The sequence below is a fragment of the Ruegeria sp. C5 genome (assembly GCF_056537605.1).
The window spans coordinates 85,609-107,251 of the sequence record NZ_JBQFRX010000002.1 but is presented as its reverse complement, the minus strand read 5'-3'; the positions used below and the strand labels follow the sequence as shown (position 1 = coordinate 107,251).

Here is a 21,643-nt window from a genome sequence, read left to right as displayed (position 1 = left end):
ATGCTCTGCGGCCTTTCTTATTTTGGCATGAACTCCAGCACTGTTTGCTGAAAGAAATCAATCGCCGCCTCACCTCCGGCCCCTTTGGCCAGAGGGCCGACTTGATATCGGGGCGATTGAAGGGCGCGCTGCATCTTTTCGCACACCCAGACATCCTCGGTCTGAAAATCCCCCGTCTCCAGTGGGTGCTGGGTCCAGTGAGAGGATTTGATCCGACCGGATTCCGGGTCGTATCCGGGTATGTCCGCCGCGCGATGCGTATAGGTGAACCAGCCTTTAGGCGACCAGTTTCTGACCCGCAGAAGTGTTGTGTTGGCATCCACTGGTTCCATGGTCGATATCGAAAACCCCCAGGGGTTTGGCGTCAGGATCGTGGTCGGAAACAGCATGTAGACCCCGCCATAGCCCGGCGTTTCGGCATTCCGTACCGTTTTCAGGCCGGACCCTTTGGCCGAGTTTTCAACAAACTGAGGGATACGATGTTTGACGCCTTCGCGCTCGGTCGACCACCAGACCATGTTTTGGCCAAAAACCTCCCAAAGATTCTTGTCATGGGTTGGCCCGCCCAACGTGTCTTTGTGCAGATAGGCCAGATGATAGCCGTCTATTGCATTTTCAAAGAAGACCTTCCAATTGCAGTTGATCTCATAGACCACGTCGTCGGGGTTCTCTTGTAGCTCGCTTGATGCCAGATCATGAGGCCAAGGTATTTGAGCCAGATCGCCAAGCCACGCGTCAAAGCTTTGATCCGGTTCTGGGTGAACAAAAACAAGGTTGCGGAAGACACCGACTGAGGCACCGAACAACGCGGTTGCCTTCTTGTCCAGGTCCGGAAAGCACTCGCGCTGGGCTGGTACTCCGCGCAAAGCGCCATCCAGATTGTAGACCCAGTTGTGATAAGGGCAGACAATGGTTTTGCCTGCGTTGCCACAGCCTTCCAGCAACTCGGTTCCGCGATGGCGGCATTGGTTGTGGAAGGCGCGCAAGTCGCCATTTGCGTCCCTTATGACGATCAGAGCGTAGGCTCCGGCCTGAATTGTCCTAAAATCGCCGGGTTCGGTGAAATCCATAGTCACGCCGGCAAAACTCCAGCACTTGCTGAACAGGGTTTTCTGTTCGGCCTCATACCAACTGTCCGAGACATATGCCTCACGCGGCAGTTGTTGCTTGGGTTGATCCGGAAGTGCGTCAGGCGGCATTGTCGAGTCCATTTATTGTCAAAAATGATAATCATCAATATTGACAATAAACCTTCGAATGTCCAGATTTCACCTTAAGATTTTTCTGAACCCGCTTGGAGGCAGGATGACTTTTATTCAAACCCTGAGGAATCAAAGGTGGATGACACTGCTAATTCTGGCGGCGCTTCTTGTCTCGACCTTCGCCGGGTATTACGGCCTTTGGGGTCTGTTGTTCATATTTTGGGGGCTCTTGGCGGTGCGCTCGGGGCAGGCCTTCTTGATCGAACCGATAAAACGCGCGACAGATCCGGCACTGTTCTGGTCGCTGACGGGTTTGTGGACCGGTTTGGGCGTTCTCTACGTTCTAGCGGATGTTTTTCCACCAGTTGCGAACGGATTCTGATGCCCCGTCCCAGTATGAAAGACGCCAGATCCGAGCAAATCCTGAACGCATTTATGCGTTGTGTCGCGCGGTATGGGCTGGATGGCTCGACCCTGGCGCGCATATCAGAAGAGGCAGGCGTCGGGCGGCCATTGCTACGCCACTATCTGGGCAACCGGGATGAGATGGTTCGCAAGCTGCTGGATCACGTCCTGAAAGTCTTCGCGGATCAGGTTGAGGCGCTCTTCGACACTCTGCCGTGCACTGATCGGGTTGCAGCGATGCTGGACGCTTTGTTCGGACGCGGCACCTATTTTTCGGAAAGTGCCGCGGTGTTTGCTGCTTTGGTCGCAGCCTCAGAAAGACACGCGGATTTGCGAGAACCCTTGCTTGGGTTTGTCTATGACTTCGAGGCAAGGATCGCTGCTGAAATCATGAACGAACTGCCTGCTGCTAATGTGCAAGGGGTCCAAGCCGTGGCAGCGGGTATGTCCGCAATTTATTTCAATACGGATGCTGTGATGCCATTGCGACCCCGGGCGGAATGGCGCGACACGCAGCGCGTGGCAGCGCAGATGCTGTTGGACCACCTATACGCCAGCACCTGCGACTGAGTTGACCGTGCCATCGGGCCAGCGTATTGCGGGCACTATGGAAAAGCAGAAAAAACCTTCGCGCCAGCAAGTCTATACGTTGTTGGTTCAGATCGGTCGCAAAGATGGCGACGGCCTGCCCGAAGGCGCGACCGGGGCGGCGTTGATGTGTTTTGCCAGCGGCGTGGACGAGGCCGAAGCCGTGCGCGAGACAGTAGCGATCCTGAAGCAGGCCGATACTGCACCTCTGGATGTCACCGGCTATGGCACCCTGGCCGAGCGTGAGGCGCAAGGGCATGATATCGATCCGGATGAGCGGGCATTGATGCAACGGGCGCTGGATGAAAACGCGGTTATCGTGGCACAGATGACACCATTCTTCGGCGACGAGGAAACTGCTTAGTTTCTCACCCCGAACCACTTGCGATAGATTTCGTCATAGGTGCCGTCTTCGCGCAGGGACAGCAGCGCCTGATTGACGTCTTCGACCAATGGCGATCCGGTTGGAAATGCGATCCCATAGTTTTCACGCAGGAAGATGCCCCCGGTCATTGTCGCCATTCTGCGCCCTTCGTGGCTGGCATAATAGGACAGTATCGGAGCGTCGAAAACGACCGCATCCAAATCCTTATTCTCAAACGCGTTCAGCATGTCCTGCAGATCGCCATAGCCGGTATAGTCGATCTCGCGCCGGTTCAGGAAACTGGCGGCGGTTGAATCGGAAATCGTCCCGACCTGTTTGCCGTAAAGGTCGTTGACCGAATTGACGCTGCCGGTGATTGCGTCCACCGTCATCACCGAGGTGATCCGGGCCGTGAAAACGGAGACGATGAATAGGGATGACACCACCAGTACTACACCCAACAGGCGGCCAAACGGGGTGCGCGGCATCCGCTCTTCAAAGCCACCGTTCACCACCAGGTTGAGGGCCCACCAGAACGAGGGGAACCACGCCTCATTCAATTTGCGATCAAAGTAGGGCTGCGCGCGTTTCTCAAAACTCCACATCAGCATGCCGCCACCAAGCAGGATCGCAAAGGCCAGCCCGATGGCGATGAACAATTCCCGAGACAGCAAAGCGTGCAACAGCGATGGCTGGCGAGCGGCGTCTGACGGGACCATGATCTGTAATCCGGCCTCAAATATCGGTTGTGTGAAATCCATTCGGGTTTCGCGCAAGGCGGTGATCGATATATTAGCGATCGCCAGATCGGCAGAGCCATCCTGAACCGCGCCCAACATTTCTCCAAATGTCTCGACGCGGTTGATCGAGTATTCCCAGCCGAGCGATTCAGACAGTGCCGCCAGAAGATCCATCGAGAAACCGGTCTGGGCACCGTCCTCGACAAATGAGAACGGAGGACGGGTTACCGTTGTAACCGTAAGAGACTGGGCCTGGCTTTGCTGCGCAAGAGTCGCGAAAGTCAGGCAGATCAATGCGAAGAAGACACGCTTCATGTGGAATCACCTGTTCGCGGCCCTCTAACTCACTTAAGGGCAGCGCGGCAAGGCAGCCGCTGGGTCAACGCTCATGTTTTGTTGGGGTGCAAAATCAAGCCGCTTGGGCATTCGGTCTCGGAATTCGACTATTCGGGGTTGGCAATCCGGGCAATTCGTTGAATCTGTGCAGGAACACAGGCACCCCTAAGGACAAGAGGCCCAATATGACCGATCCAGTTGAGCTGACAGCAAATCTGATCCGTTGCCCATCAGTCACACCTGATGAAGGCGGGGCATTGGTCTTGCTGCAGCAGGTGCTGGAGGAGGCCGGATTCTATTGCACTCGCGTAGATCAAGGTGGAACCTGCAACCTCTTCGCCCGGTGGGGGCAGAAGGGTCACGCGCGCAGCTTTGGCTTTAATGGTCATACGGATGTGGTTCCGGTAGGGGATGAAGCAGCCTGGACCATGCCCCCCTTTGGCGCCGAGGTCCGGGACGGGGTGATGTACGGCCGGGGCGCAACGGATATGAAATCGGGCGTGGCAGCATTTGCGGCAGCGGCTATCGATTTTGTGCGTGACACGCCCCCGGATGGGGCGGTGATCCTGACGATCACAGGTGATGAAGAAGGCGACGCACTGGATGGCACTGTTGCTTTACTGGATCACATGGCCGCAACGGATGAGCGGATGTCGGTTTGTCTGGTGGGCGAACCCACCTGTCCGAACACGATGGGCGAAATGATGAAGATCGGTCGGCGCGGTTCGATGACTGCGTGGTTCACTGTGACCGGAGTGCAGGGGCATTCGGCCTATCCGCATCGGGCGAAGAACCCGGTGCCAGCGATGGCACGGCTGATGGATCGGCTGGCCAGCCACGAACTGGATCAGGGTACCGACCACTTTGACGCCTCGACCTTGGCGGTTGTCACGATCGACACCGGTAATCCGGCGACAAATGTGATCCCGGCGCAATGTTCTGGGACAGTGAACATCCGGTTCAATGACCTGCATTCCGGGGCCAGTTTGAGCGATTGGTTGCAATCCGAGGCAGCCGCCGTTGCCGAGGCGTTCGGCGTCGATGTCGAGACCCGGATCAAGATTTCGGGTGAAAGCTTTCTGACCCCTCCGGGGGCATTGTCTGATCTGGTAGCTCATGCTGTTAAGGCAGAAACCAATATCCGCCCCGCGCTTTCGACCACCGGCGGGACCTCGGATGCCCGCTTCATCAAAGATCATTGCCCGGTGGTCGAGTTTGGTCTGGTCGGGCGCACCATGCATCAGGTTGATGAATGTGTCGAAGTGGCGCAAATTCATCAACTCAAGGCGATCTACACCCGTATTCTGACGGATTACTTCGCCTGATCCATGCAGAAAACGCTGGTCATAATGGTGAAAGAGCCACGTCCAGGGCGGGTCAAGACCCGTTTGGGGCGCGATATCGGCATGGTTGGGGCTGCTTGGTGGTTTCGGCTTCAAACGCGATCTCTGATCCGGCGTCTGCGTGATCCGCGCTGGCAGATTGTACTGGCGGTCTCTCCAAATAGGGAGGGAATGGACAGTCGGGTCTGGCCTGTTGATTTACCCCGGAAGCCTCAGGGGCGCGGAGATCTGGGCGACCGCATGGGGCGGATGTTGCGCGGTGCTCCCGATGGTCCGGTGTGCCTGATCGGTGCGGATATTCCGGGCATTACACGGGGTCACATTGCGCGGGCTTTTCGCGCGTTGGGCCGGGCTGAGATGGTGTTCGGGCCCGCCCCGGATGGTGGCTATTGGCTGGTCGGTGCGCAGCGCTATGGGGCGCTGCCTTCGGGGCTGTTCCAAGACGTGCGTTGGTCGACGAGACATGCGTTGGCCGACACGTTGGCTTCGATTCCCGGGCGTCGGGTGGCGTTGCTGGATCATCTGCGCGATGTGGATACCGTGGCCGATCTGCACGGCTGACATGAGGCACCGCTTTTTGACCATGACGCGGTTGCATGCTCGTGCTAGGCCAAACTCATGACACGCATTCCGACCAAGCAAGAGGTCCTCGACTGGATCTCGGCGAACCCTACCCTGACCTCGAAACGTGATATTGCCAAGGCTTTTGGCATCAAGGGCGCGGATCGGATCGATCTGAAGCGTATCCTGAAAGAACTTGAGGCCGACGGCCATCTGGAAAAACGCAACCGCAGCTATCGCGATCCGGATCGTCTGCCGCCGGTCAGCGTGTTGCAGGTGAAGGCCCCGAACGTAGATGGCGACCTGTTTGCGCGCCCGTTGGAGTGGCACGGTGAGGGGGTCGAGCCCATCGTTCTGCTCGTAACGCGTGCCAGCGATCCGGCGCTGGGTGAGGGTGACCGCATTCTGGCCCGCCTGACCGTGGTGCATGAGGAAGATCACAATTACGAAGCCCGCTTGATCCGCCGCATTGGCACCAACCCACGCAAGATCGTCGGTATCTTCCGCAAAGGGGCCGAGGGTGGCCGGATCGTACCTATCGACAAGGCTGGTCAGACAGAATGGCTGGTCGCGGACGGGGCCGTTCTGGGGGCCAAGGACGGTGAGCTGGTCGAGGCCGAGCAGGCCGGACCCAAGAACCGCATGGGCCTGCCACGTGCGCGCATTGTTGAAAGGCTCGGCGATCCGACCGCGCCCAAGGCTGTCTCGTTGATCGCCATCCACCAACACGGTATTCCCGACGACTTCCCGGACAAGGTGATCGAAGAAGCCGACAAGGCCAAACCCGTTGGACTGAAAGGGCGTGAAGACCTGCGGGATATGCCGTTGCTGACCATCGATCCTGCGGATGCACGGGACCACGACGACGCCTGCTATGCCCATGCCGATGACGATCCCAAGAACCCGGGTGGCCATGTGATCTGGGTCGCCATCGCTGACGTCGCCGCCTATGTGAAACCCGGTACGGCTCTGGATCGCGAGGCACGCAAGCGGGGCAACTCCAGTTACTTCCCGGACCGCGTAGTGCCGATGCTGCCGGATCGCCTGTCCGGCGATCTATGCTCCCTGCACGAAGGCGTCCCGCGCGCTTGTATCGCGGTTCGGATGCAGATTGATGCCGAAGGCAACAAGATCGGCCACCGGTTCGTGCGCGGCCTGATGCGCTCTGCCGCCTCGCTGAATTATACCGAGGTGCAGGAGGCCATCGACGGCAACCCGAACGACCGCACCGGGCCGCTGTTGGATACGGTGCTGAATCCGCTTTACGCCGCCTATGCTGCGCTGAAAAAGGCACGTTCCGTGCGGCAGCCGCTGGAACTGGACCTGCCTGAGCGCAAAATCGTACTCAGCGATGCGGGAGAGGTGACCAGTGTCGCGTTCCGTGACCGGCTGGATGCGCATAAGCTGATCGAGGAATTCATGATCCTCGCCAATGTCGCCGCTGCCGAGACCCTGATCGCCAAACGCCGCCCGCTACTGTTCCGCGTCCACGAAGAGCCCGCGCCTGAAAAGCTGGAAAGCCTGAGAGAGACGGCGCAGGCGGCGGGACTAAATCTCGCCAAAGGACAGGTATTGCAGACCCGACATTTGAACGCGCTGCTAAACGCTGCTGCTGGTACCGAGGATGCGGAACTGATCAACCTGACGACCCTGCGGTCGATGGCGCAGGCCTATTACAACCCCGAAAATTTCGGCCATTTTGGGCTGGCTCTGCGGAACTATGCGCATTTCACTTCTCCCATCCGGCGCTATGCCGATCTGATCGTGCATCGCGCGCTGATCTCAGCCCATGGCTGGGGCAAGGACGGATTGACCGAGGATGAGATTGCACGGTTGGAAGAAACGGCGACCCATATCTCGGATACCGAGCGCCGCTCGATGATGGCCGAGCGCGATACGACTGATCGCTATCTGGCGGCCTATCTCAGCGAGCGGGTCGGCAATGAGTTTTCTGGCCGGATCAGCGGTATTGCCCGGTTCGGTGCCTTCGTGAAGATGGACGAGACCGGAGCGGACGGTCTGGTTCCAGTGCGTTCGCTGGGGCGAGAGTTTTTCCATTTCGACCGAGAGGCCGGGACGCTGATGGGCTCGGACACCGGGCTGATCATCGCCATTGGCCAGCGTGTCACGGTGCGGTTGACCGAGGCGACGCCGGTGACGGGCGGATTGGAATTGGAGTTGTTGTCCATCGATGATCAGGCGCTGCCGCGCGGCAGTGGCCCCGCCAAGCGCGGAACGCGGCGCAAGGCCGCCAGCACCAAGCGCAAGAAGGACAAGATCAAGCGCAAGGTCGAACGCAAACGCCGTCAGAGATGATAAGTAAGCGCGCGCGCAATCAGCCAGCCATGGCGCGTAGGATCAATCTGATCGGGCCGGTCGAACAGAATCGCGCGATTGCCGTCGATCCGATCCTCTCCAGGAAAGGCGGAAGTAAAATCCCCCATCAGTCGGCTTTGGCAGTGTACGAACAACGCAAAGCAAGCCGCCTTGTGTCCGCCCAAACGAATCGTCGAGCCTTTGGGCGCCAGATAGGCGGGCTGGCCCCACCGCAACGCTTCTTCCAGAGGCTGAGCGCGTGGCAGCGAGGCCGCAGTTTCGAAGATCAACTCGCGCAGCGCTAGTGCCCCATTGCGCGTCTCTTCCGGAAGCGCCTCATAGGCTGCAGCGACTTTTTTGTCCTCAAAGGCTGTCATGATAGCGGGATCGCCTGCTCCATTCGGTCGATATAGCTGTTGAGCAGCTTATCTTGTTTAATCCGACGGGTCAGGGGGGTGTCTGATGGTGTCGCGCGCATCGCCGCCAGCATTGGACCGACGCTCATGTCCGCCGACGTAGGTTTCTCTCCCATCAGGTAGGGCGATTGCCAAAGATAGGCCGAGATCGCCTCAAAGTCGCGCTCCAGCCGGTCTTGTCGTTCGACGGGCGAAAAGCGGGATACACCTTGAAACGCGAGCCCCTTGAGAACGGATTTCCGGATCGAATTCGAAACCGGCTTGCGGATCAGTGCGGGAATGACGGTAAAGAAAGTATCGCGCAGAATTGGCCAAACCTCATCATTGGCCCAACGGTCCTGGACGACATGGAAGTATAGGTGTTCTTCGGCCATGCGGATCAGCGCGCGGGACTGGGCTTTTTGCAGGTCGGTCAGGCCAGCATCGAAATCGGCCCCCTGAGCCTCAAGCCAGTCGCGGATCAGGTCGCTGTCCGGAATCAGACGTTCAGGCGTGCGCAGAACCGGCAGCTTCTGGTGTGGCATATTGCGCGGGTCCAGCAGATCGGACCGTTGCCAGCGCAGGCCCGCGTTTTGAAGCATCAGGGCCGTTTTCACGCAGAATGGGCTGGCGCTGAACAGGCCAAAGGCAGAGGGGAAGGTGAGAAGGGTCAGCATCATCAGCTCCATAGTTGGGACGCCTGATGGATACGCCGGATTGATGACAGATTCTGACATTAGATTTAGAGTAGAATATACTATGTCCCGCACCGCTCGTCTTTTTCAGTTGATGCAGGCCCTACGATCTGGCCCCTCGCCCAGAACGTCGGTTCAATTGGCGCAGGATTTAGGCGTTTCGCCGCGCACAGTGCACCGGGATATCGATGCATTGCGTGGCCTCGGGGCGATAATCGACGGAGAGGCCGGGTTCGGGTTCACCCTAATCGAGGATGCGACCCTGCCGCCGTTGGGTTTCACCAATGACGAGCTCGAAGCGCTGGTGTTGGGCTTGCGCGAGGTGCAATTGATCGGAGACCCGGCGCTGTCGGATGCTGCAAGCGCAGCCTTACGCAAGCTGCAGGGCCGATTGCCGCAGCGCCAGTCGCACCGATTGAGCCACGCCGTTTTGACCGCCACGCGATTTGACAGGCCGGCCGTGCCAACCATCGATGTCGCCGAACTGCGCCAAGCCGCGTGGGACGAACGCGTGATCGAGTTCGCCTATACCGATGCCAAAGGCGCAGACACCCATCGTCGGGTCAATCCGCTGAGCATCGTCTATATGGACCGTGCCAGCGTATTGCTGAGTTGGTGCCACCTGCGACAGGATTTCCGAGTGTTTCGGCTGGATCGTATGCAGGGCATGGATGTGACCGAGGATAGCTTCCGACCCAATCGCGTATCGCTATTGCGTGATGCCATTGCCCGTATTCGCGCGGAACGTGAGGAACAGGATCAGGAAACCTGACGCTCTGCGTTTTGAGAAATCCCGATTGTGCGCTATCATCGGCTCTGAGCAGTAATCAGGATAAAACGGAATGCGTAAGTGTGTAGGTGGCGTTATGACCGCCGCCTTATGGGCATCCATCGTGCAGGCGGATACAACAGACAATTCGATACGGCCTCTGGCCCGACCTTTGGTCGACAATGTGCAACTGGCCTCGGCGGACGTGACGGTCTCGGTACGGCCCGTGCTGCGGCCTAAGGTCGAGGTGCAACGTGTATCGGCAGACGGTAATGCCCGATTTCAGGCTTGGCTGGGGGCATTTCGCAAGCGGGCGCAAGAGCAGGGCATCTCGGTCAATACGCTGGATCGGGCGTTGGCTGGGGTGACCTATGACAGTGACATCATCAAACGCGATCGCAATCAGGCGGAGTTTTCCAAACCGATCTGGGAATATCTGGATGGAGCGGTTTCAAAAACGCGGATTTCCAACGGTCGCGTTGGACTAGACAAGCACCGCGAGACTTTGACCCGGATCGAAGCCCGGTACGGCGTCGAAAAAGAGGTCGTGACCGCGATCTGGGGGCTTGAGACTTCGTTCGGCACCTACCGAGGAAGCAAGCAAACCATTCGGTCGCTGGCGACTTTGGCCTTTGATGCTCGACGAGCAAGCTTTTTTGAGGAACAGCTGATCGCCGCGTTGCAGATACTGCAGGCAGGGGATGTCGACCCTGAGAATATGGTAGGCAGTTGGGCTGGGGCGATGGGGCATACACAGTTCATGCCGACCTCGTTTCTTGATTACGCGGTTGATTTTGATGGAGATGGGCGTCGTGAGATCTGGTCGGATAATCCAACTGATGCCTTAGCATCAGCTGCTTCCTATTTGGCAAAACGTGGATGGACCAAAGGCCAACCTTGGGGGGTCGAAGTGCAACTACCATCCGACTTTGACTACGCCAATGCGCGGCGAGATTTCACTCTGATGCCGTCGGAATGGGCGGCCCGTGGGGTTCTTGCTTACTCGGGCAAGGCAGTGCCCGATCACGGGCAAGCAGCAATCTTGTTACCGGCGGGTGGTCGGGGTGTCGCCCTGATGATCTTCAATAATTTCAAAGTGATCGAGGCCTACAACGGCGCCGATGCCTATGTGATCGGCATCGGGCATCTGTCCGACCGGCTTGCAGGAGGCTCTCCGTTTGAGGCCGATTGGCCGCGTGGCGATCGCGTATTGAGCTTTACTGAAAAGAAAGAACTACAGCGTCGGCTGACTCAGGCGGGCTTCGATACACAAGGGATCGATGGGCGCACCGGGCCAAATACGATTAACGCGGTGCGCGCGTTTCAGGTTGCTCAGGGGTTGATCCCGGATGGATACCCGTCGCTCGGCCTGCTGGAAAGGATGCGCTGATAATCAGGGCGACCCAATTGGGTCGCCCATGATCTAATGATCAGGACGCAGGCTTCATCAGACCTTTTTCGTTGATTTCAACCAACGCATCATCCAACGATTTTTGAATGCGCACGAACATCTCGTCGACTTCGGCCGGGGTAATGACCAACGGCGGAGAGATGACCAGGCGGTCGTCCACATGACGCATGATCAAATTGTTTTTGAAGCAATGTTCGCGGCAGATATATCCGATCGTGCCGGGATCTGATGCGAACTTGGCTCGGCTTGCCTTTTCAGGCGTCAATGCGATGGACCCCATCAAGCCTGCGATCTTTGCCTCTCCGACCAGCGGATGCTCGACCAATGCGTCCCATTTCTTTTTCATATAGGGCGCGGCCACGTTGCGCACGTGATCGACGACGTTTTCTTCTTCGAGGATGCGCAGATTTTCGAGCGCAACTGCTGCGGCAACCGGGTGGCCGGAATAGGTGTAGCCATGGTTGAACTCGGTGGCGCTGATGACACGTGCGACTTCGTCGCAGACGATCGATCCGCCAATAGGTGCATAGCCTGAGCTAAGGCCCTTGGCGATTGTCATGATATGCGGTTTGATCCCGACGGTTTGCGAGCCGAACCAGTTGCCGGTTCGGCCAAACCCGCAGATCACCTCATCCGCGATCAGCAGTATATCGTACTTGTCGCAGATGCGCTGAATTTCAGGCCAATATGTGTCGGGTGCGATTATCACGCCGCCTGCGCCCTGCACAGGTTCGGCGATGAAGGCAGCGACGCGATCTTCGCCCAGTTCCTGAATGGCTTCTTCCAGCTCGCGCGCGCGGGCAAGGCCGAATTCCTCGGGGCTCATATCGCCGCCTTCCGCCCACCAGTTCGGCTGGTTGATATGGTGGACATTCGGGATTGGAATGCCGCCCTGCGCATGCATTCCTGCCATGCCACCCAACGACGCCGATCCAACAGAAGAACCGTGATAGGCATTCTTGCGGCTGATGATGATGTTCTTGTCCGGCTGACCTTTTTCGGCCCAATAGGTGCGCACTAGACGGATGTTGGTGTCGTTGGCCTCGGACCCGCTTCCGGCAAAGAAGACATGGTTCAGATCACCTGGCGCAAGCTCAGCCAGTTTTGCAGCCAGCGCAATGGCGGGCGTATGGGTCGTCTTGAAGAAAGTATTATAGTACGGCAGCTCGCGCATTTGACGTGCGGCTGCATCGGCCAGCTCGTCGCGGCCATATCCGATATTCACGCACCACAATCCGGCCATACCATCCAGAATTTCATGACCTTCGCTATCGGTCAGATAGACGCCCTTGGCACGGGTGATGACCCTGACACCTTCGTCTGCCAGCGACTCATTGGTTGAAAAAGGATGCAGATGGTGTGCTGCGTCCAGCGCCTGCAATTCGGCAGTGGGCATGTGATTGGTGATGGTGGACATCTCGGATTCTCCAGCAAGCGTCGTTGCCAGACAGAATATGATCAAATTTTATGCTGTCAATCGAATCGCTGGTTTCTAGGTGCTTGGCAAAGCATCGCCCATCATTCCCATACCCTGCTCAATGTCCTGCGCTGTTGCTAACGCGGCCTTTTCTGCATCTCGCTCACGTAGCGCGGCAATAATGTCTTTGTGTCTGTCGGGCAGGCTTTGAGTGCCGAAGCGACCGCAAACGATGCGCAACGAAGGGCCGAATCGCAGCCATAGCCGTTCGGCTAGATCAACAAGTATCGGAGCGTCCGCATGGGAATACAGAGATTGGTGAAAGGCGTGGTTCAAACGCAGGTAACCCCCTACATCTCCATCCGCGATCATATTGTCCAATCGTTGATCCAGCTGCTCAAGATAGTCGATCTCGGTTATAGATATGTTCTTTGTGGATCGCCTGGAAAGCTCTGTTTCTATTGAAATTCTTGCGAAAATCATCTGCTCGATGTCGTTGGCTGAAAGCAGCGGGACGCTCACGCGACGATTGCCCTGAAAAATGAGCGCGCCGTCGGAAATCAGACGGCGTATCGCCTCGCGCACCGGAGTCATGCCGACACCAAGCGAATCAGTCAGACCCTGGATCGTAACCGGCTGCCCGGGCACGAGATCGCCAAACAGAATCTGGGATTTCAGTGTCCGATAGACCTGTTCGTGCGCTGGGCGTTTTTCTTCATCTACCGGAGGTATATCTGCTTTATTTTTGATCAAATCCAAAAGGTTTGCCCCAATCCAAGTGTTTCTGTCTTGCCAGAATCTTCACCTATTCCGACCATAGGTGAAACCGTCGTGAAACGCAAAACTTGATCAAATCCAAAAAAAGGTCAAAATGGCCGCACAGTTGCAGGGAGAAAAATATGAAACTGAAAACGCTGGGGATGACAGCGATCGTCGCATTGGGGACTTCGGCCGCGTTTGCTGAAGAAGTGCGCGTCTATAACTGGTCCGACTACATCGACGAAGATCTGCTGAGCAAATTCGAAGAAGAAACAGGGCTGACCCTGATCTACGATGTGTTCGACAGCAACGAGGTTCTGGAAACAAAAATGCTGGCCGGTGGGTCAGGCTATGATGTGGTTGTGCCTTCAGGCACGTTCCTACAACGCCAGATCCAGGCCGGCGCATTCCAGGAACTGGATGCCGCCAAGCTGTCGAATGCAGGCAACCTATGGGATGTGATCCAGGAACGAACCGCAGGGTATGACCCCAACAACGCCTACTCGATCAACTATATGTGGGGCACGACAGGTATCGGGTTGAATGTCGGCAAGGTCAAAGAAGTGCTGGGCGACGATGTTGCGCTTAACAGCATGGATCTGGTGCTCAAGCCCGAAAACATGGAAAAGCTGGCCTCGTGTGGGGTGCATTTCCTCGACGCACCGTCTGAGATCATTCCGATGGTGCTGCAGTATATCGGCGAAGACCCTGACAGCCACGACACGGATGTAATTGGGAAAACCGAAGAAATTCTGACCAGTGTGCGCCCGTATGTTCAGAAATTCCATAGTTCGGAATACATCAATGCGCTCGCCAATGGTGATATCTGCGTTGCTGTCGGCTGGTCGGGCGACATCTTGCAGGCACGCGACCGTGCGGCGGAAGCGGATAACGGCGTGGAAATTGAATACCATCCCTTTGCGGAAGGCTCGCTGATGTGGTTTGACCAGATGGCTATTCCGGTCGACGCACCAAACCCCGAAGGCGCGCACCAGTTCCTGAACTTTATCTTGGATGCCAACAACATGGCTGCGGCGTCGAACTATGTGTACTACGCCAACGGCAACAAGGCCTCGCAGGAGTTTCTTGAAGAGGACGTGATCGGTGATCCGGCGATCTATCCGGATGATGCGACCATGCAGAACCTCTACATCACCACACCTTATCCGGCAAAGACCCAGCGGGTGGTGACACGTCTCTGGACCAAAGTGAAATCAGGCACCTGATCTGATCATAGCGCAAGGCGGGCCCACTGCCTTGCGCCATTTTTATCCTGACCGATAAACGGGGGCCGCCTTGAATTCTGAAGTCTTTGCGCCGTGGGATGACCCGCAGGCGAAACCCTTGATCCAGTTCCAGAACGTCACCAAGCGTTTTGGCGCATTCACCGCAATCGACAATCTTTCACTGGATATCTACGAGCGTGAGTTCTTTGCGCTGCTCGGCCCGTCGGGCTGCGGCAAGACCACGATGATGCGGATGCTGGCCGGATTCGAAACCCCCTCCGATGGTCATATCCTTCTGGGTGGACAGGATATCGACCCGATCCCGCCCAACAAACGGGCGGTAAACATGATGTTTCAGTCGTATGCGCTGTTTCCTCATCTCAGCATCTGGGACAACATCGCCTTTGGCCTGCGCCGGGACAACATGCCCAAGCGCGATCTGGAAGAGCGGGTCGATGAGATGCTGCGCCTAACCCGGCTGGAACAGTTCGCACGCCGCAAGCCGCACCAGATCTCGGGTGGTCAACGCCAACGCGTTGCGCTGGCCCGGTCATTGGCCAAAGCACCAAAACTGCTATTGCTCGACGAACCTTTGGGTGCTTTGGATAAGAAACTCCGTCAGGATACTCAGTTCGAGTTGATGGACATTCAGGAAAAAACCGGCACGACCTTTGTCATCGTGACGCACGATCAGGAAGAGGCGATGACCGTTGCCAGCCGAGTGGCCGTGATGGATCAGGGCAAACTGATGCAAGTGGCAACTCCAGATCGCATCTATGAGACACCAAACTCGGTTTATGTTGCTGATTTCATTGGGGATGTAAATATCATTGAGGGACGAGCTACTGCAGCAGGCGACGAAAGTTATCAGATCGAGTGGGCAGAAGGGCAGCCCCCGTTAGCGGCGTCTTCTGCGACCCAACTGTCCAATGGTCAGAGCTGTCATCTGGCGATCCGGCCTGAAAAGGTCGCGATCTCTGCCGAGCGCCCGGTCGATGCAATCAACGCCATTCAGGGCAAGGTGCATGACATCGCCTATCTGGGCAACTTGTCGACCTATCATGTCGAACTGCCAAACGGCACGATCATCAAGGCGCAAACAGCGAATACCCGCCGCATCTCGCGCCGCTCGTTCACCTGGGAAGACCCGGTTTGGCTGTCCTGGACAGCGACTGCCGCAGTTCTGCTGGAAAACTGATGCGCCGCGCTGTTCTTATCGCTGTCCCGTATGTCTGGTTGCTGGCACTGTTCTTGGTGCCATTCTTTATCGTCCTAAAGATATCGCTTTCAGACACCGCACTTGCCATTCCGCCCTACACTCCGACGCTGGACCTGTCCGCAGGTTGGGCGGGTATCAGGGATTTCTTCAGCCAGCTTGATCTGGAAAACTTTGTCTGGCTGACTGAAGATGATCTTTATTGGAAGGCCTATCTGTCCAGCGTAAAGATCGCGCTGATCTCAACGGTGTTGACGCTGATTGTCGGGTATCCGATCGCATATGCGATGGCGCGCGCACCTGAAGAGTGGCGACCTACATTCATGATGCTGGTCATCCTGCCGTTCTGGACTTCGTTCCTGATCCGGGTTTACGCATGGATGGGTATCCTCAGCAACGAAGGCTATCTGAACCAGCTCTTGCTTTGGACAGGCATCATCTCAGCGCCGCTGACCATTCTGAACACGAATACCGCAGTTTATATCGGTATCGTTTATACCTACCTACCTTTTATGATCCTGCCGATTTATTCGTCGCTTGAACGGATGGACGGGTCGCTGATCGAAGCCGCTGAAGACCTTGGGTGTTCGCGTCTGCAGGCATTCTGGTTGATCACAATCCCCTTGTCGCGCCCCGGTATTATCGCGGGCTGCTTCCTCGTGATGATTCCGGTGATTGGGGAATTCGTAATCCCCTCGCTACTGGGCGGATCGGGGACCTTGATGATCGGTAAGGTGCTGTGGGAAGAGTTCTTCTCGAACCGCGATTGGCCCGTCGCCAGCGCGGTGGCCGTGGTTCTGTTGCTCATCCTCGTGATCCCGATTGTGCTGTTCCAGCGCAACCAGCAAAAGCAGACGGAGGCAGAACAATGAACAGGCTGAGCTGGTTCAACACTGTCTCACTGACGCTGGGATTTGCCTTTCTGTATATCCCGATGATCATCCTGATCATCTTCAGCTTCAACGAAAGCAAGCTTGTCACCGTTTGGGCCGGGTTCTCGACCAAATGGTACGGCGAGTTGATGCAGAACGAAGCCTTTCTTGATGCAGCCTGGGTCACGCTGCGCGTTGCCGTATTCTCATCAACGCTGGCCACGATTCTGGGCACCGCAGCGGCCTATGTTCTGGTACGCGGTGGGCGGTTCTTTGGGCGAACACTGTTTTCCGGGATGATCTATGCCCCGCTCGTGATGCCCGAAGTGATCACGGGTCTGTCGCTGCTGTTATTGTTCATTGGCATCGGATTGGACCGGGGGATCTTGACCATCGTTCTGGCGCACACGACGTTTTCGATGTGTTTTGTCTCGGTCGTCGTGTCCTCGCGCCTTGTGACCTTTGATCGATCGCTGGAAGAGGCCGCACTGGATCTGGGCTGTTCTCCTGCGCAGGCGTTTCGCTTGGTGACCTTGCCAATCATTGCTCCGGCAGTGATTTCGGGATGGCTGCTGGCTTTCACCCTGTCGCTGGATGACCTAGTGATTGCTTCGTTTACATCTGGGCCTTCTGCCACCACCTTGCCGATCAAGATTTTCTCGGCTGTGCGTTTGGGCGTCAGTCCCGAGATCAATGCGCTGTCAACATTAATGATCGCGGTTGTCACGGTGGGCGTTATTACCGCGTCCCTGGTGACCAAGCGGGCGATGGTTAGGCAGAAACAGGATGAGTTGGCCGCGGCAAGCGCTGAATGAGGCGTATATTTCCTGATTATGCCTACGGCCCCGCGCCACGCGCGGGGTGTTGGTGGGATGAGACGATCGCGACCCCTGCTTGGCCAAAGCTCGAAGACGATATCAGCGTTGATGTCGCCGTCATCGGGGGCGGGTTTACCGGCTTGTCCGCCGCATTGCATCTGTCCGAGGCAGGGGTTTCGGTCGCTGTGTTCGAGGCGGAAACACCAGGCTGGGGGGCGTCCGGTCGAAACGGGGGCTTTTGTTGTCTAGGCGGGTCAAAGCTCAGCAAGGCTGGCCTGACCCGTCGCTATGGTCAGGTGGCAACGCAGACCTATTACCAAGCGGAAGAAGACGCCGTTTCACTGGTTGCTGACCTTCTGCGTGATAACCAAATCGACGCCGAAACGCATTCCAAGGGTGAAACTCAACTGGCCCATTCACGGCGCGCGATGGAACGATTGCGCCGGTCGGCCGATCCGGCCGGACAATTACATGAGATTGACGATCTGCAGGGCCTCGGGCTGGGTGGGGCGTTTTTCGGCGGCTATACAACGCCAATTGGCTTTGCCCTGAACCCCCGAAAGTATCTGTTCGGTTTGGCTGGCGCCGCCCAGGCAAAGGGCGCAACTCTTTTCCAGAACAGCCCGATCACGCAGATCAAACAGGCCGCCTCGGGATTCGTGCTGACCTCGCCTGCGGGTCACGTTCGTGCTTCGAACGTTCTGGTGTGCACAAATGGCTACTCAAGCGAGGATCTGCCGCCCTGGTTGGCCGCGCGTTATATGCCTGCACAGTCAACGGTTCTTGTGACGCGGCCTCTGACTGATGTCGAGCTGCAGGCGCAAGGCTGGACGTCGGATCAGATGGCCTATGACACGCGTAATTTGCTGCACTATTTCCGATTGATGCCCAATCGACGATTTCTGTTTGGGACACGAGGGGGGCTGCTTTCATCCCCTGGGGCTGAGGCGCGCATTCGGCAAAAGGCCTTCGGGGATTTCAGGCGGATGTTCCCCGCCTGGGACACGGTCGATGTCACACATAAGTGGTCCGGCATGGTTTGCCTTGCCCGGAACCTTGTGCCCTTTGTGGGCCCGGTTCCTGAGCATCCGGGGATGTATGCAGGGTTTGCTTACCACGGCAATGGTGTGGCGATGGGAACCTATTGCGGACGTGCTTTGGCGCGACTGGTGCTGGGGCAATCCGCAGACATTCCGTCCCCTATTGCGGGTGCGCCGGGGCGGTTTCCCTTTGGCCGTTGGCGTCGCGCTGTCATGCCGCCAGCCTATGCGTATCTGGGTCTGGCGGACCTATAAGGCCTCAACTTCCAACTCATACCCAATGGCATAATCAGCCGCACCGTTTTCGGCCCGCCAAAGACAATAAGCGGCCATGCGCCACGCAAACCAAGGCCTCAATGACAGATAGCGTTCGGTGATATCGGGTTGGTCGTAGGCCTTAAGAAACAGCGTCTCTTCGGCCTCGGACAAGGGCGCGCCTCGATAGAGTTGCTGCATCGCAGGTGAAAGGAATATCGCCAAGTCTTCACATGGGTCACCGAAGGCCGGGCATTGCCAATCGATCAGCGTCAGCCCATTTTTCGATTGCAGGATATTTCCCGCGACCGGATCGCCATGGATCAAGCACCGCGCGGATAATGGCGGTACTTGGGCCTGAGGTTTTTTTGCAAGCAACGATCGCCGCTCTTCCGCGTGGCAATCAGCCAGAATTTGACACGCGTGCTGTTCCAGATCTTCGCTGCCATTGCAGCCGTTAGGGAGGTCCAGATTGACCGGAATTTGGTGCAACCTTCCAAGCAGATGGGCCACGCCCGAAACATCGTCCTGCCAAGGGACGCCCGGTGCGTGGTCATAGTAGACCCAGCTGTCGTCTCCAAAGGAACCCGTGGCACGTAAATTGGGCACGAAGCCAAAGCTGTTGAGCGTGCGCAGACATTCTGACTCAAGCCGGGCATCGTTGCGAAACAAGGGGTTCTGAAACCGCGCACTGTATAGCTTAAGCACGGCATCACTATTGCCGGACAAAACCTTCCAGACATGATTGGTCCGCCCACCGTACAACACCTCGAAGGTCACGTCGTGGCGGATCAAACCTTGGGTGCTGAGCTGGGCAACAAGACCCGGGGGAGGTTGGTGATGATCAGACAGGACAGATACCGGGTTAGGGGGCGAGTCGCGATGCGCCAAGCTTTGGCCCGCCTTGCCTTCCAGATCAAGCGCCCGTGCGGATTTGCGTGACCATTTCGGCGGACACCTCTGCACCGCTCTCCAGTTTCAGGATGATGCCACCTTCGCTGACCTGTGCCTCTACCACCCGACCGAAGGCAGATGCGGGCGTGCTGGTTAGTAACTCACCTCTTTTGAAGCTCTCCAATGTGGCTGAGTAACTGCCAGCGGGAAAGGGATCACCGGCACTGCTGACCCCGGCCCACTCGAATTCGGCCTTATCGAGAGGCACAGGGACGCGGTCGACAACGGTGCCTTGGTCGTTGCGAATGACCAATTCGGCCCGATCTGCGGTTGCTTCGGCCTGCGCAAAGATCGGAACAGGCTGATCTTCAAAGCGAAACGGTGCGTCGGTTTTGACATTCATCCCAACCCAGCCGGTAAGCTGGTTCAGATTGACAGCACCTAGTGTCAGCGCCAGATCAGACAGAAGCTCATTGGCTTTGACCTGTTGTTCAACCATCGAAAACTGCGCCAGCTGAGAGGCGTATTCGGAGGAATCCAGTGGCTCAAGCGGATCCTGATTGCGCGCCTGCACGGTCAGCATGCGCAGAAAGGTCTCGAAATCCGAAGTCAGTGCCGAACGTTCCGAATTGTTGTTTGCGCCGGGATTTGCACCCGTTACGGTCACTGAATTGGTCGCTGAAATCATCGGTTAAAGCCTCATATCAAGGCCCCTGTCAGGGCCGGTCGGGAGAGTAGGTGCCTCATGGTCAGAGTCGCGAGTCATTTCGTCGGTTTCTGAGGAGGGATCAGACTCTGACGGGTCGCCATGCTGGGCCGAGTCCCCGGACATGTTCAGATCAAGCGACAGATCCCCATATCCCAGCTTTTCGAACTCGGCAGACAGGATCGCAATGTGGCGGCGCATCAGGTCCAGTGTTTCGGGCCGTTCAGCCGCGATCGTAAGATGAAACCCGTCCTCTCGACCGTTGAGCGTGATTGAGACGCGGCCAAGCTCTTCGGGGTTCAGGGCAATTTCAACGCCGCCGGTGCTTGGGCGGGCCGAAATCGAAGCGGCCAGTTGCCCCGCAATCGCGCGCGCGGTTTCCGCGCGGGCCATGGCGACGGGCATCGTTTGCGTCGTGTCGCGCATCGTGTGGCTTGCCGCTATATCTTTGACCACGGACGGGTCATCAAATTCCGCGCTGATCGCGGTATCAGCGATAGCATCGCCCGGTGCCCACCCGAGGCCCTGGGCCGCTATCTGCGGTTTCAAGGCGGCGGACATAACCGTTTGCCGCGCCATTTGCTCGGCTGCAGGCTCGACTGCTCGGGCAACGAGACGCGTCTCTGGTTCGGAGCTTGGCTGTTCAAGTTTCGAAACCGTATCCCCCACAAGGGATGCATCTAGCGCGCGTGGGGCGGGCATTTGGTGCACACTTTGTTGTTCCCCACCACCTGAGATTGGAGCTTGGGTTGGCACCCGAAGCACGTTTTCATCGGACCTTGGGGTGGCCGCTTCGGTCGAGCCTGCCTTTTGTCTCAGGGCCGAATTGCCAGCGACCAACTGCGAAATTTGCTGTATCGGGCTGGGCGGAGTGACAAGGTCTGTATCACCGACCGTGAAATCCGCTTGGCGGTTGGGCGCAATGGCAACCTCCTGCGCTACCATCTGTGGCTCGGCGGGCTCTGATTCCTTGGCTTTGATCGCCTCAGCTGATTCTGACACGGCAACAGATGCGATATCTGATTGCTCAGCTGGCAGGCTGGATTCAGCCGTCACCAGATCAACATCCTTCAACTCGATCTGATCGGCATCCTCATTCAGCACATCCTCAAAGGCAAACCCGCCATTGACATCCCGCTCCTTACCCTGAGATGCCCCGGGTTTGTCGCCCGTGGCAGGTGCAGCCGTCATGATCGTCAGCGGGTTGGGCATTTTTTGCTCCGGGCTTTCGTTGGTCTGGCCCGCACTGTGCCCAAAGGAAGTTACGTTTATTTTAACCGCTTTCCTCTTTGATCGAGAAAGTTCGAAGCAATTT

The 21,643-nt window shown here is 57.3% G+C and carries 22 protein-coding genes; 13 read left to right on the top strand and 9 right to left on the bottom strand.

The window, feature by feature from the left end:
* Window positions 1-17 precede the first annotated feature (17 nt).
* Complete coding sequence (locus tag ACR0AW_RS08485) at window positions 18-1,211, bottom strand: aromatic ring-hydroxylating oxygenase subunit alpha (protein WP_480438907.1); 1,194 nt, start codon at window positions 1,209-1,211, stop codon at window positions 18-20.
* A gap of 130 nt (window positions 1,212-1,341) precedes the next feature.
* On the opposite strand from ACR0AW_RS08485, the gene ACR0AW_RS08480 reads away from it, so the two are divergent.
* From ACR0AW_RS08480 to ACR0AW_RS08470, 3 genes are read left to right on the top strand one after another with little or no spacing between them, the layout of a single operon-like run.
* On the top strand, window positions 1,342-1,584 hold the full coding sequence (locus tag ACR0AW_RS08480; protein ID WP_480438906.1) for a hypothetical protein: 243 nt from the start codon (window positions 1,342-1,344) through the stop codon (window positions 1,582-1,584).
* A gap of 14 nt (window positions 1,585-1,598) precedes the next feature.
* Window positions 1,599-2,177, top strand: a complete 579-nt coding sequence (locus ACR0AW_RS08475) for a TetR/AcrR family transcriptional regulator (protein ID WP_480776496.1) — start codon at window positions 1,599-1,601, stop codon at window positions 2,175-2,177.
* A gap of 37 nt (window positions 2,178-2,214) precedes the next feature.
* Window positions 2,215-2,559 carry a hypothetical protein gene (locus ACR0AW_RS08470; RefSeq protein ID WP_170399025.1) on the top strand — a complete coding sequence of 115 codons (345 nt, stop codon included), beginning with the start codon at window positions 2,215-2,217 and terminating at the stop codon, window positions 2,557-2,559.
* Here the strand turns inward: ACR0AW_RS08470 and ACR0AW_RS08465 are convergent.
* Window positions 2,556-3,614, bottom strand: coding sequence for a transporter substrate-binding domain-containing protein (locus ACR0AW_RS08465; protein WP_170732569.1), 1,059 nt, complete (start codon window positions 3,612-3,614; stop codon window positions 2,556-2,558). The two genes, ACR0AW_RS08470 and ACR0AW_RS08465, sit on opposite strands and share 4 nt — an antisense overlap.
* Window positions 3,615-3,820: 206 nt before the next feature.
* Here ACR0AW_RS08465 and dapE point away from each other — a divergent pair, with 206 nt between their 5' ends.
* From dapE to rnr, 3 genes are read left to right on the top strand one after another with little or no spacing between them, the layout of a single operon-like run.
* Window positions 3,821-4,960: a succinyl-diaminopimelate desuccinylase gene (gene dapE, locus ACR0AW_RS08460; protein WP_170732567.1), complete on the top strand. Its 1,140-nt coding sequence runs from the start codon at window positions 3,821-3,823 to the stop codon at window positions 4,958-4,960.
* Between the two features lie 3 nt (window positions 4,961-4,963).
* A complete protein-coding gene (locus ACR0AW_RS08455) occupies window positions 4,964-5,539 on the top strand; it encodes a TIGR04282 family arsenosugar biosynthesis glycosyltransferase (RefSeq protein ID WP_170732565.1) in 576 nt (191 codons plus the stop codon).
* A gap of 57 nt (window positions 5,540-5,596) precedes the next feature.
* Window positions 5,597-7,855, top strand: a complete 2,259-nt coding sequence (rnr, locus tag ACR0AW_RS08450) for a ribonuclease R (protein WP_170732563.1) — start codon at window positions 5,597-5,599, stop codon at window positions 7,853-7,855.
* On the opposite strand, the gene ACR0AW_RS08445 is transcribed toward rnr, so the two are convergent.
* Together ACR0AW_RS08445 and ACR0AW_RS08440 are read right to left on the bottom strand one after the other, a co-directional pair.
* Window positions 7,846-8,232, bottom strand: a complete 387-nt coding sequence (locus ACR0AW_RS08445; RefSeq protein ID WP_170406797.1) for a DUF1801 domain-containing protein — start codon at window positions 8,230-8,232, stop codon at window positions 7,846-7,848. The genes rnr and ACR0AW_RS08445 overlap by 10 nt on opposite strands.
* Complete coding sequence (locus ACR0AW_RS08440) at window positions 8,229-8,927, bottom strand: glutathione S-transferase family protein (protein WP_480438903.1); 699 nt, start codon at window positions 8,925-8,927, stop codon at window positions 8,229-8,231. Before ACR0AW_RS08440 ends, ACR0AW_RS08445 begins: the two co-directional genes overlap by 4 nt.
* A gap of 82 nt (window positions 8,928-9,009) precedes the next feature.
* Between ACR0AW_RS08440 and ACR0AW_RS08435 the strand changes: the two genes are divergently transcribed.
* Complete coding sequence (locus ACR0AW_RS08435) at window positions 9,010-9,717, top strand: helix-turn-helix transcriptional regulator (protein WP_170732560.1); 708 nt, start codon at window positions 9,010-9,012, stop codon at window positions 9,715-9,717.
* 70 nt (window positions 9,718-9,787) lie between these two features.
* Complete coding sequence (locus tag ACR0AW_RS08430; RefSeq protein ID WP_170732558.1) at window positions 9,788-11,104, top strand: lytic murein transglycosylase; 1,317 nt, start codon at window positions 9,788-9,790, stop codon at window positions 11,102-11,104.
* 40 nt (window positions 11,105-11,144) lie between these two features.
* Here the strand turns inward: ACR0AW_RS08430 and ACR0AW_RS08425 are convergent, their stop codons facing one another.
* Both ACR0AW_RS08425 and ACR0AW_RS08420 read right to left on the bottom strand, forming a co-directional pair.
* Window positions 11,145-12,542 carry an aspartate aminotransferase family protein gene (locus ACR0AW_RS08425; protein WP_170732556.1) on the bottom strand — a complete coding sequence of 466 codons (1,398 nt, stop codon included), beginning with the start codon at window positions 12,540-12,542 and terminating at the stop codon, window positions 11,145-11,147.
* Between the two features lie 75 nt (window positions 12,543-12,617).
* On the bottom strand, window positions 12,618-13,301 hold the full coding sequence (locus ACR0AW_RS08420) for a GntR family transcriptional regulator (RefSeq protein WP_170625764.1): 684 nt from the start codon (window positions 13,299-13,301) through the stop codon (window positions 12,618-12,620).
* Between the two features lie 140 nt (window positions 13,302-13,441).
* Between ACR0AW_RS08420 and ACR0AW_RS08415 the strand changes: the two genes are divergently transcribed.
* From ACR0AW_RS08415 to ACR0AW_RS08395, 5 genes are all read left to right on the top strand, one after another.
* Complete coding sequence (locus ACR0AW_RS08415; protein ID WP_170398992.1) at window positions 13,442-14,527, top strand: polyamine ABC transporter substrate-binding protein; 1,086 nt, start codon at window positions 13,442-13,444, stop codon at window positions 14,525-14,527.
* A gap of 70 nt (window positions 14,528-14,597) precedes the next feature.
* Window positions 14,598-15,725 carry an ABC transporter ATP-binding protein gene (locus ACR0AW_RS08410; protein ID WP_170636399.1) on the top strand — a complete coding sequence of 376 codons (1,128 nt, stop codon included), beginning with the start codon at window positions 14,598-14,600 and terminating at the stop codon, window positions 15,723-15,725.
* Window positions 15,725-16,615, top strand: coding sequence for an ABC transporter permease subunit (locus ACR0AW_RS08405; protein WP_170406776.1), 891 nt, complete (start codon window positions 15,725-15,727; stop codon window positions 16,613-16,615). The genes ACR0AW_RS08410 and ACR0AW_RS08405 overlap by 1 nt, the downstream gene beginning before the upstream one ends.
* The gene (locus tag ACR0AW_RS08400; RefSeq protein ID WP_170398984.1) at window positions 16,612-17,430 is read left to right on the top strand and encodes an ABC transporter permease; all 819 of its coding nucleotides are present in this window, start codon (window positions 16,612-16,614) and stop codon (window positions 17,428-17,430) included. The genes ACR0AW_RS08405 and ACR0AW_RS08400 overlap by 4 nt, the downstream gene beginning before the upstream one ends.
* Complete coding sequence (locus tag ACR0AW_RS08395) at window positions 17,427-18,728, top strand: NAD(P)/FAD-dependent oxidoreductase (protein ID WP_170636398.1); 1,302 nt, start codon at window positions 17,427-17,429, stop codon at window positions 18,726-18,728. Before ACR0AW_RS08400 ends, ACR0AW_RS08395 begins: the two co-directional genes overlap by 4 nt.
* On the opposite strand, the gene ACR0AW_RS08390 is transcribed toward ACR0AW_RS08395, so the two are convergent.
* Genes ACR0AW_RS08390 through ACR0AW_RS08380 form a run of 3 tightly spaced genes read right to left on the bottom strand, consistent with a single transcriptional unit; the run spans window position 18,723 to window position 21,540 of the window.
* Entirely contained in the window at window positions 18,723-19,619 is an 897-nt protein-coding gene (locus tag ACR0AW_RS08390) for a phosphotransferase family protein (protein WP_480444182.1), read from the bottom strand. The genes ACR0AW_RS08395 and ACR0AW_RS08390 overlap by 6 nt on opposite strands.
* A gap of 25 nt (window positions 19,620-19,644) precedes the next feature.
* Window positions 19,645-20,310 carry a flagellar hook capping FlgD N-terminal domain-containing protein gene (locus ACR0AW_RS08385; protein ID WP_170732554.1) on the bottom strand — a complete coding sequence of 222 codons (666 nt, stop codon included), beginning with the start codon at window positions 20,308-20,310 and terminating at the stop codon, window positions 19,645-19,647.
* Between the two features lie 3 nt (window positions 20,311-20,313).
* Window positions 20,314-21,540, bottom strand: coding sequence for a flagellar hook-length control protein FliK (locus ACR0AW_RS08380; RefSeq protein ID WP_170732552.1), 1,227 nt, complete (start codon window positions 21,538-21,540; stop codon window positions 20,314-20,316).
* Between the last annotated feature and the right edge of the window lie 103 nt (window positions 21,541-21,643).

Coding starts and splice junctions, on each gene's coding strand:
- ACR0AW_RS08485 (WP_480438907.1), bottom strand. CDS start 1,211: ATGGACTCGACAATGCCGCCTGACGCACTTCCGGATCAACCCAAGCAA.
- ACR0AW_RS08480 (WP_480438906.1), top strand. CDS start 1,342: ATGACACTGCTAATTCTGGCGGCGCTTCTTGTCTCGACCTTCGCCGGG.
- ACR0AW_RS08475 (WP_480776496.1), top strand. CDS start 1,599: ATGAAAGACGCCAGATCCGAGCAAATCCTGAACGCATTTATGCGTTGT.
- ACR0AW_RS08470 (WP_170399025.1), top strand. CDS start 2,215: ATGGAAAAGCAGAAAAAACCTTCGCGCCAGCAAGTCTATACGTTGTTG.
- ACR0AW_RS08465 (WP_170732569.1), bottom strand. CDS start 3,614: ATGAAGCGTGTCTTCTTCGCATTGATCTGCCTGACTTTCGCGACTCTT.
- dapE (WP_170732567.1), top strand. CDS start 3,821: ATGACCGATCCAGTTGAGCTGACAGCAAATCTGATCCGTTGCCCATCA.
- ACR0AW_RS08455 (WP_170732565.1), top strand. CDS start 4,964: ATGCAGAAAACGCTGGTCATAATGGTGAAAGAGCCACGTCCAGGGCGG.
- rnr (WP_170732563.1), top strand. CDS start 5,597: ATGACACGCATTCCGACCAAGCAAGAGGTCCTCGACTGGATCTCGGCG.
- ACR0AW_RS08445 (WP_170406797.1), bottom strand. CDS start 8,232: ATGACAGCCTTTGAGGACAAAAAAGTCGCTGCAGCCTATGAGGCGCTT.
- ACR0AW_RS08440 (WP_480438903.1), bottom strand. CDS start 8,927: ATGCTGACCCTTCTCACCTTCCCCTCTGCCTTTGGCCTGTTCAGCGCC.
- ACR0AW_RS08435 (WP_170732560.1), top strand. CDS start 9,010: ATGTCCCGCACCGCTCGTCTTTTTCAGTTGATGCAGGCCCTACGATCT.
- ACR0AW_RS08430 (WP_170732558.1), top strand. CDS start 9,788: ATGCGTAAGTGTGTAGGTGGCGTTATGACCGCCGCCTTATGGGCATCC.
- ACR0AW_RS08425 (WP_170732556.1), bottom strand. CDS start 12,542: ATGTCCACCATCACCAATCACATGCCCACTGCCGAATTGCAGGCGCTG.
- ACR0AW_RS08415 (WP_170398992.1), top strand. CDS start 13,442: ATGAAACTGAAAACGCTGGGGATGACAGCGATCGTCGCATTGGGGACT.
- ACR0AW_RS08405 (WP_170406776.1), top strand. CDS start 15,725: ATGCGCCGCGCTGTTCTTATCGCTGTCCCGTATGTCTGGTTGCTGGCA.
- ACR0AW_RS08400 (WP_170398984.1), top strand. CDS start 16,612: ATGAACAGGCTGAGCTGGTTCAACACTGTCTCACTGACGCTGGGATTT.
- ACR0AW_RS08395 (WP_170636398.1), top strand. CDS start 17,427: ATGAGGCGTATATTTCCTGATTATGCCTACGGCCCCGCGCCACGCGCG.
- ACR0AW_RS08385 (WP_170732554.1), bottom strand. CDS start 20,310: ATGATTTCAGCGACCAATTCAGTGACCGTAACGGGTGCAAATCCCGGC.
- ACR0AW_RS08380 (WP_170732552.1), bottom strand. CDS start 21,540: ATGCCCAACCCGCTGACGATCATGACGGCTGCACCTGCCACGGGCGAC.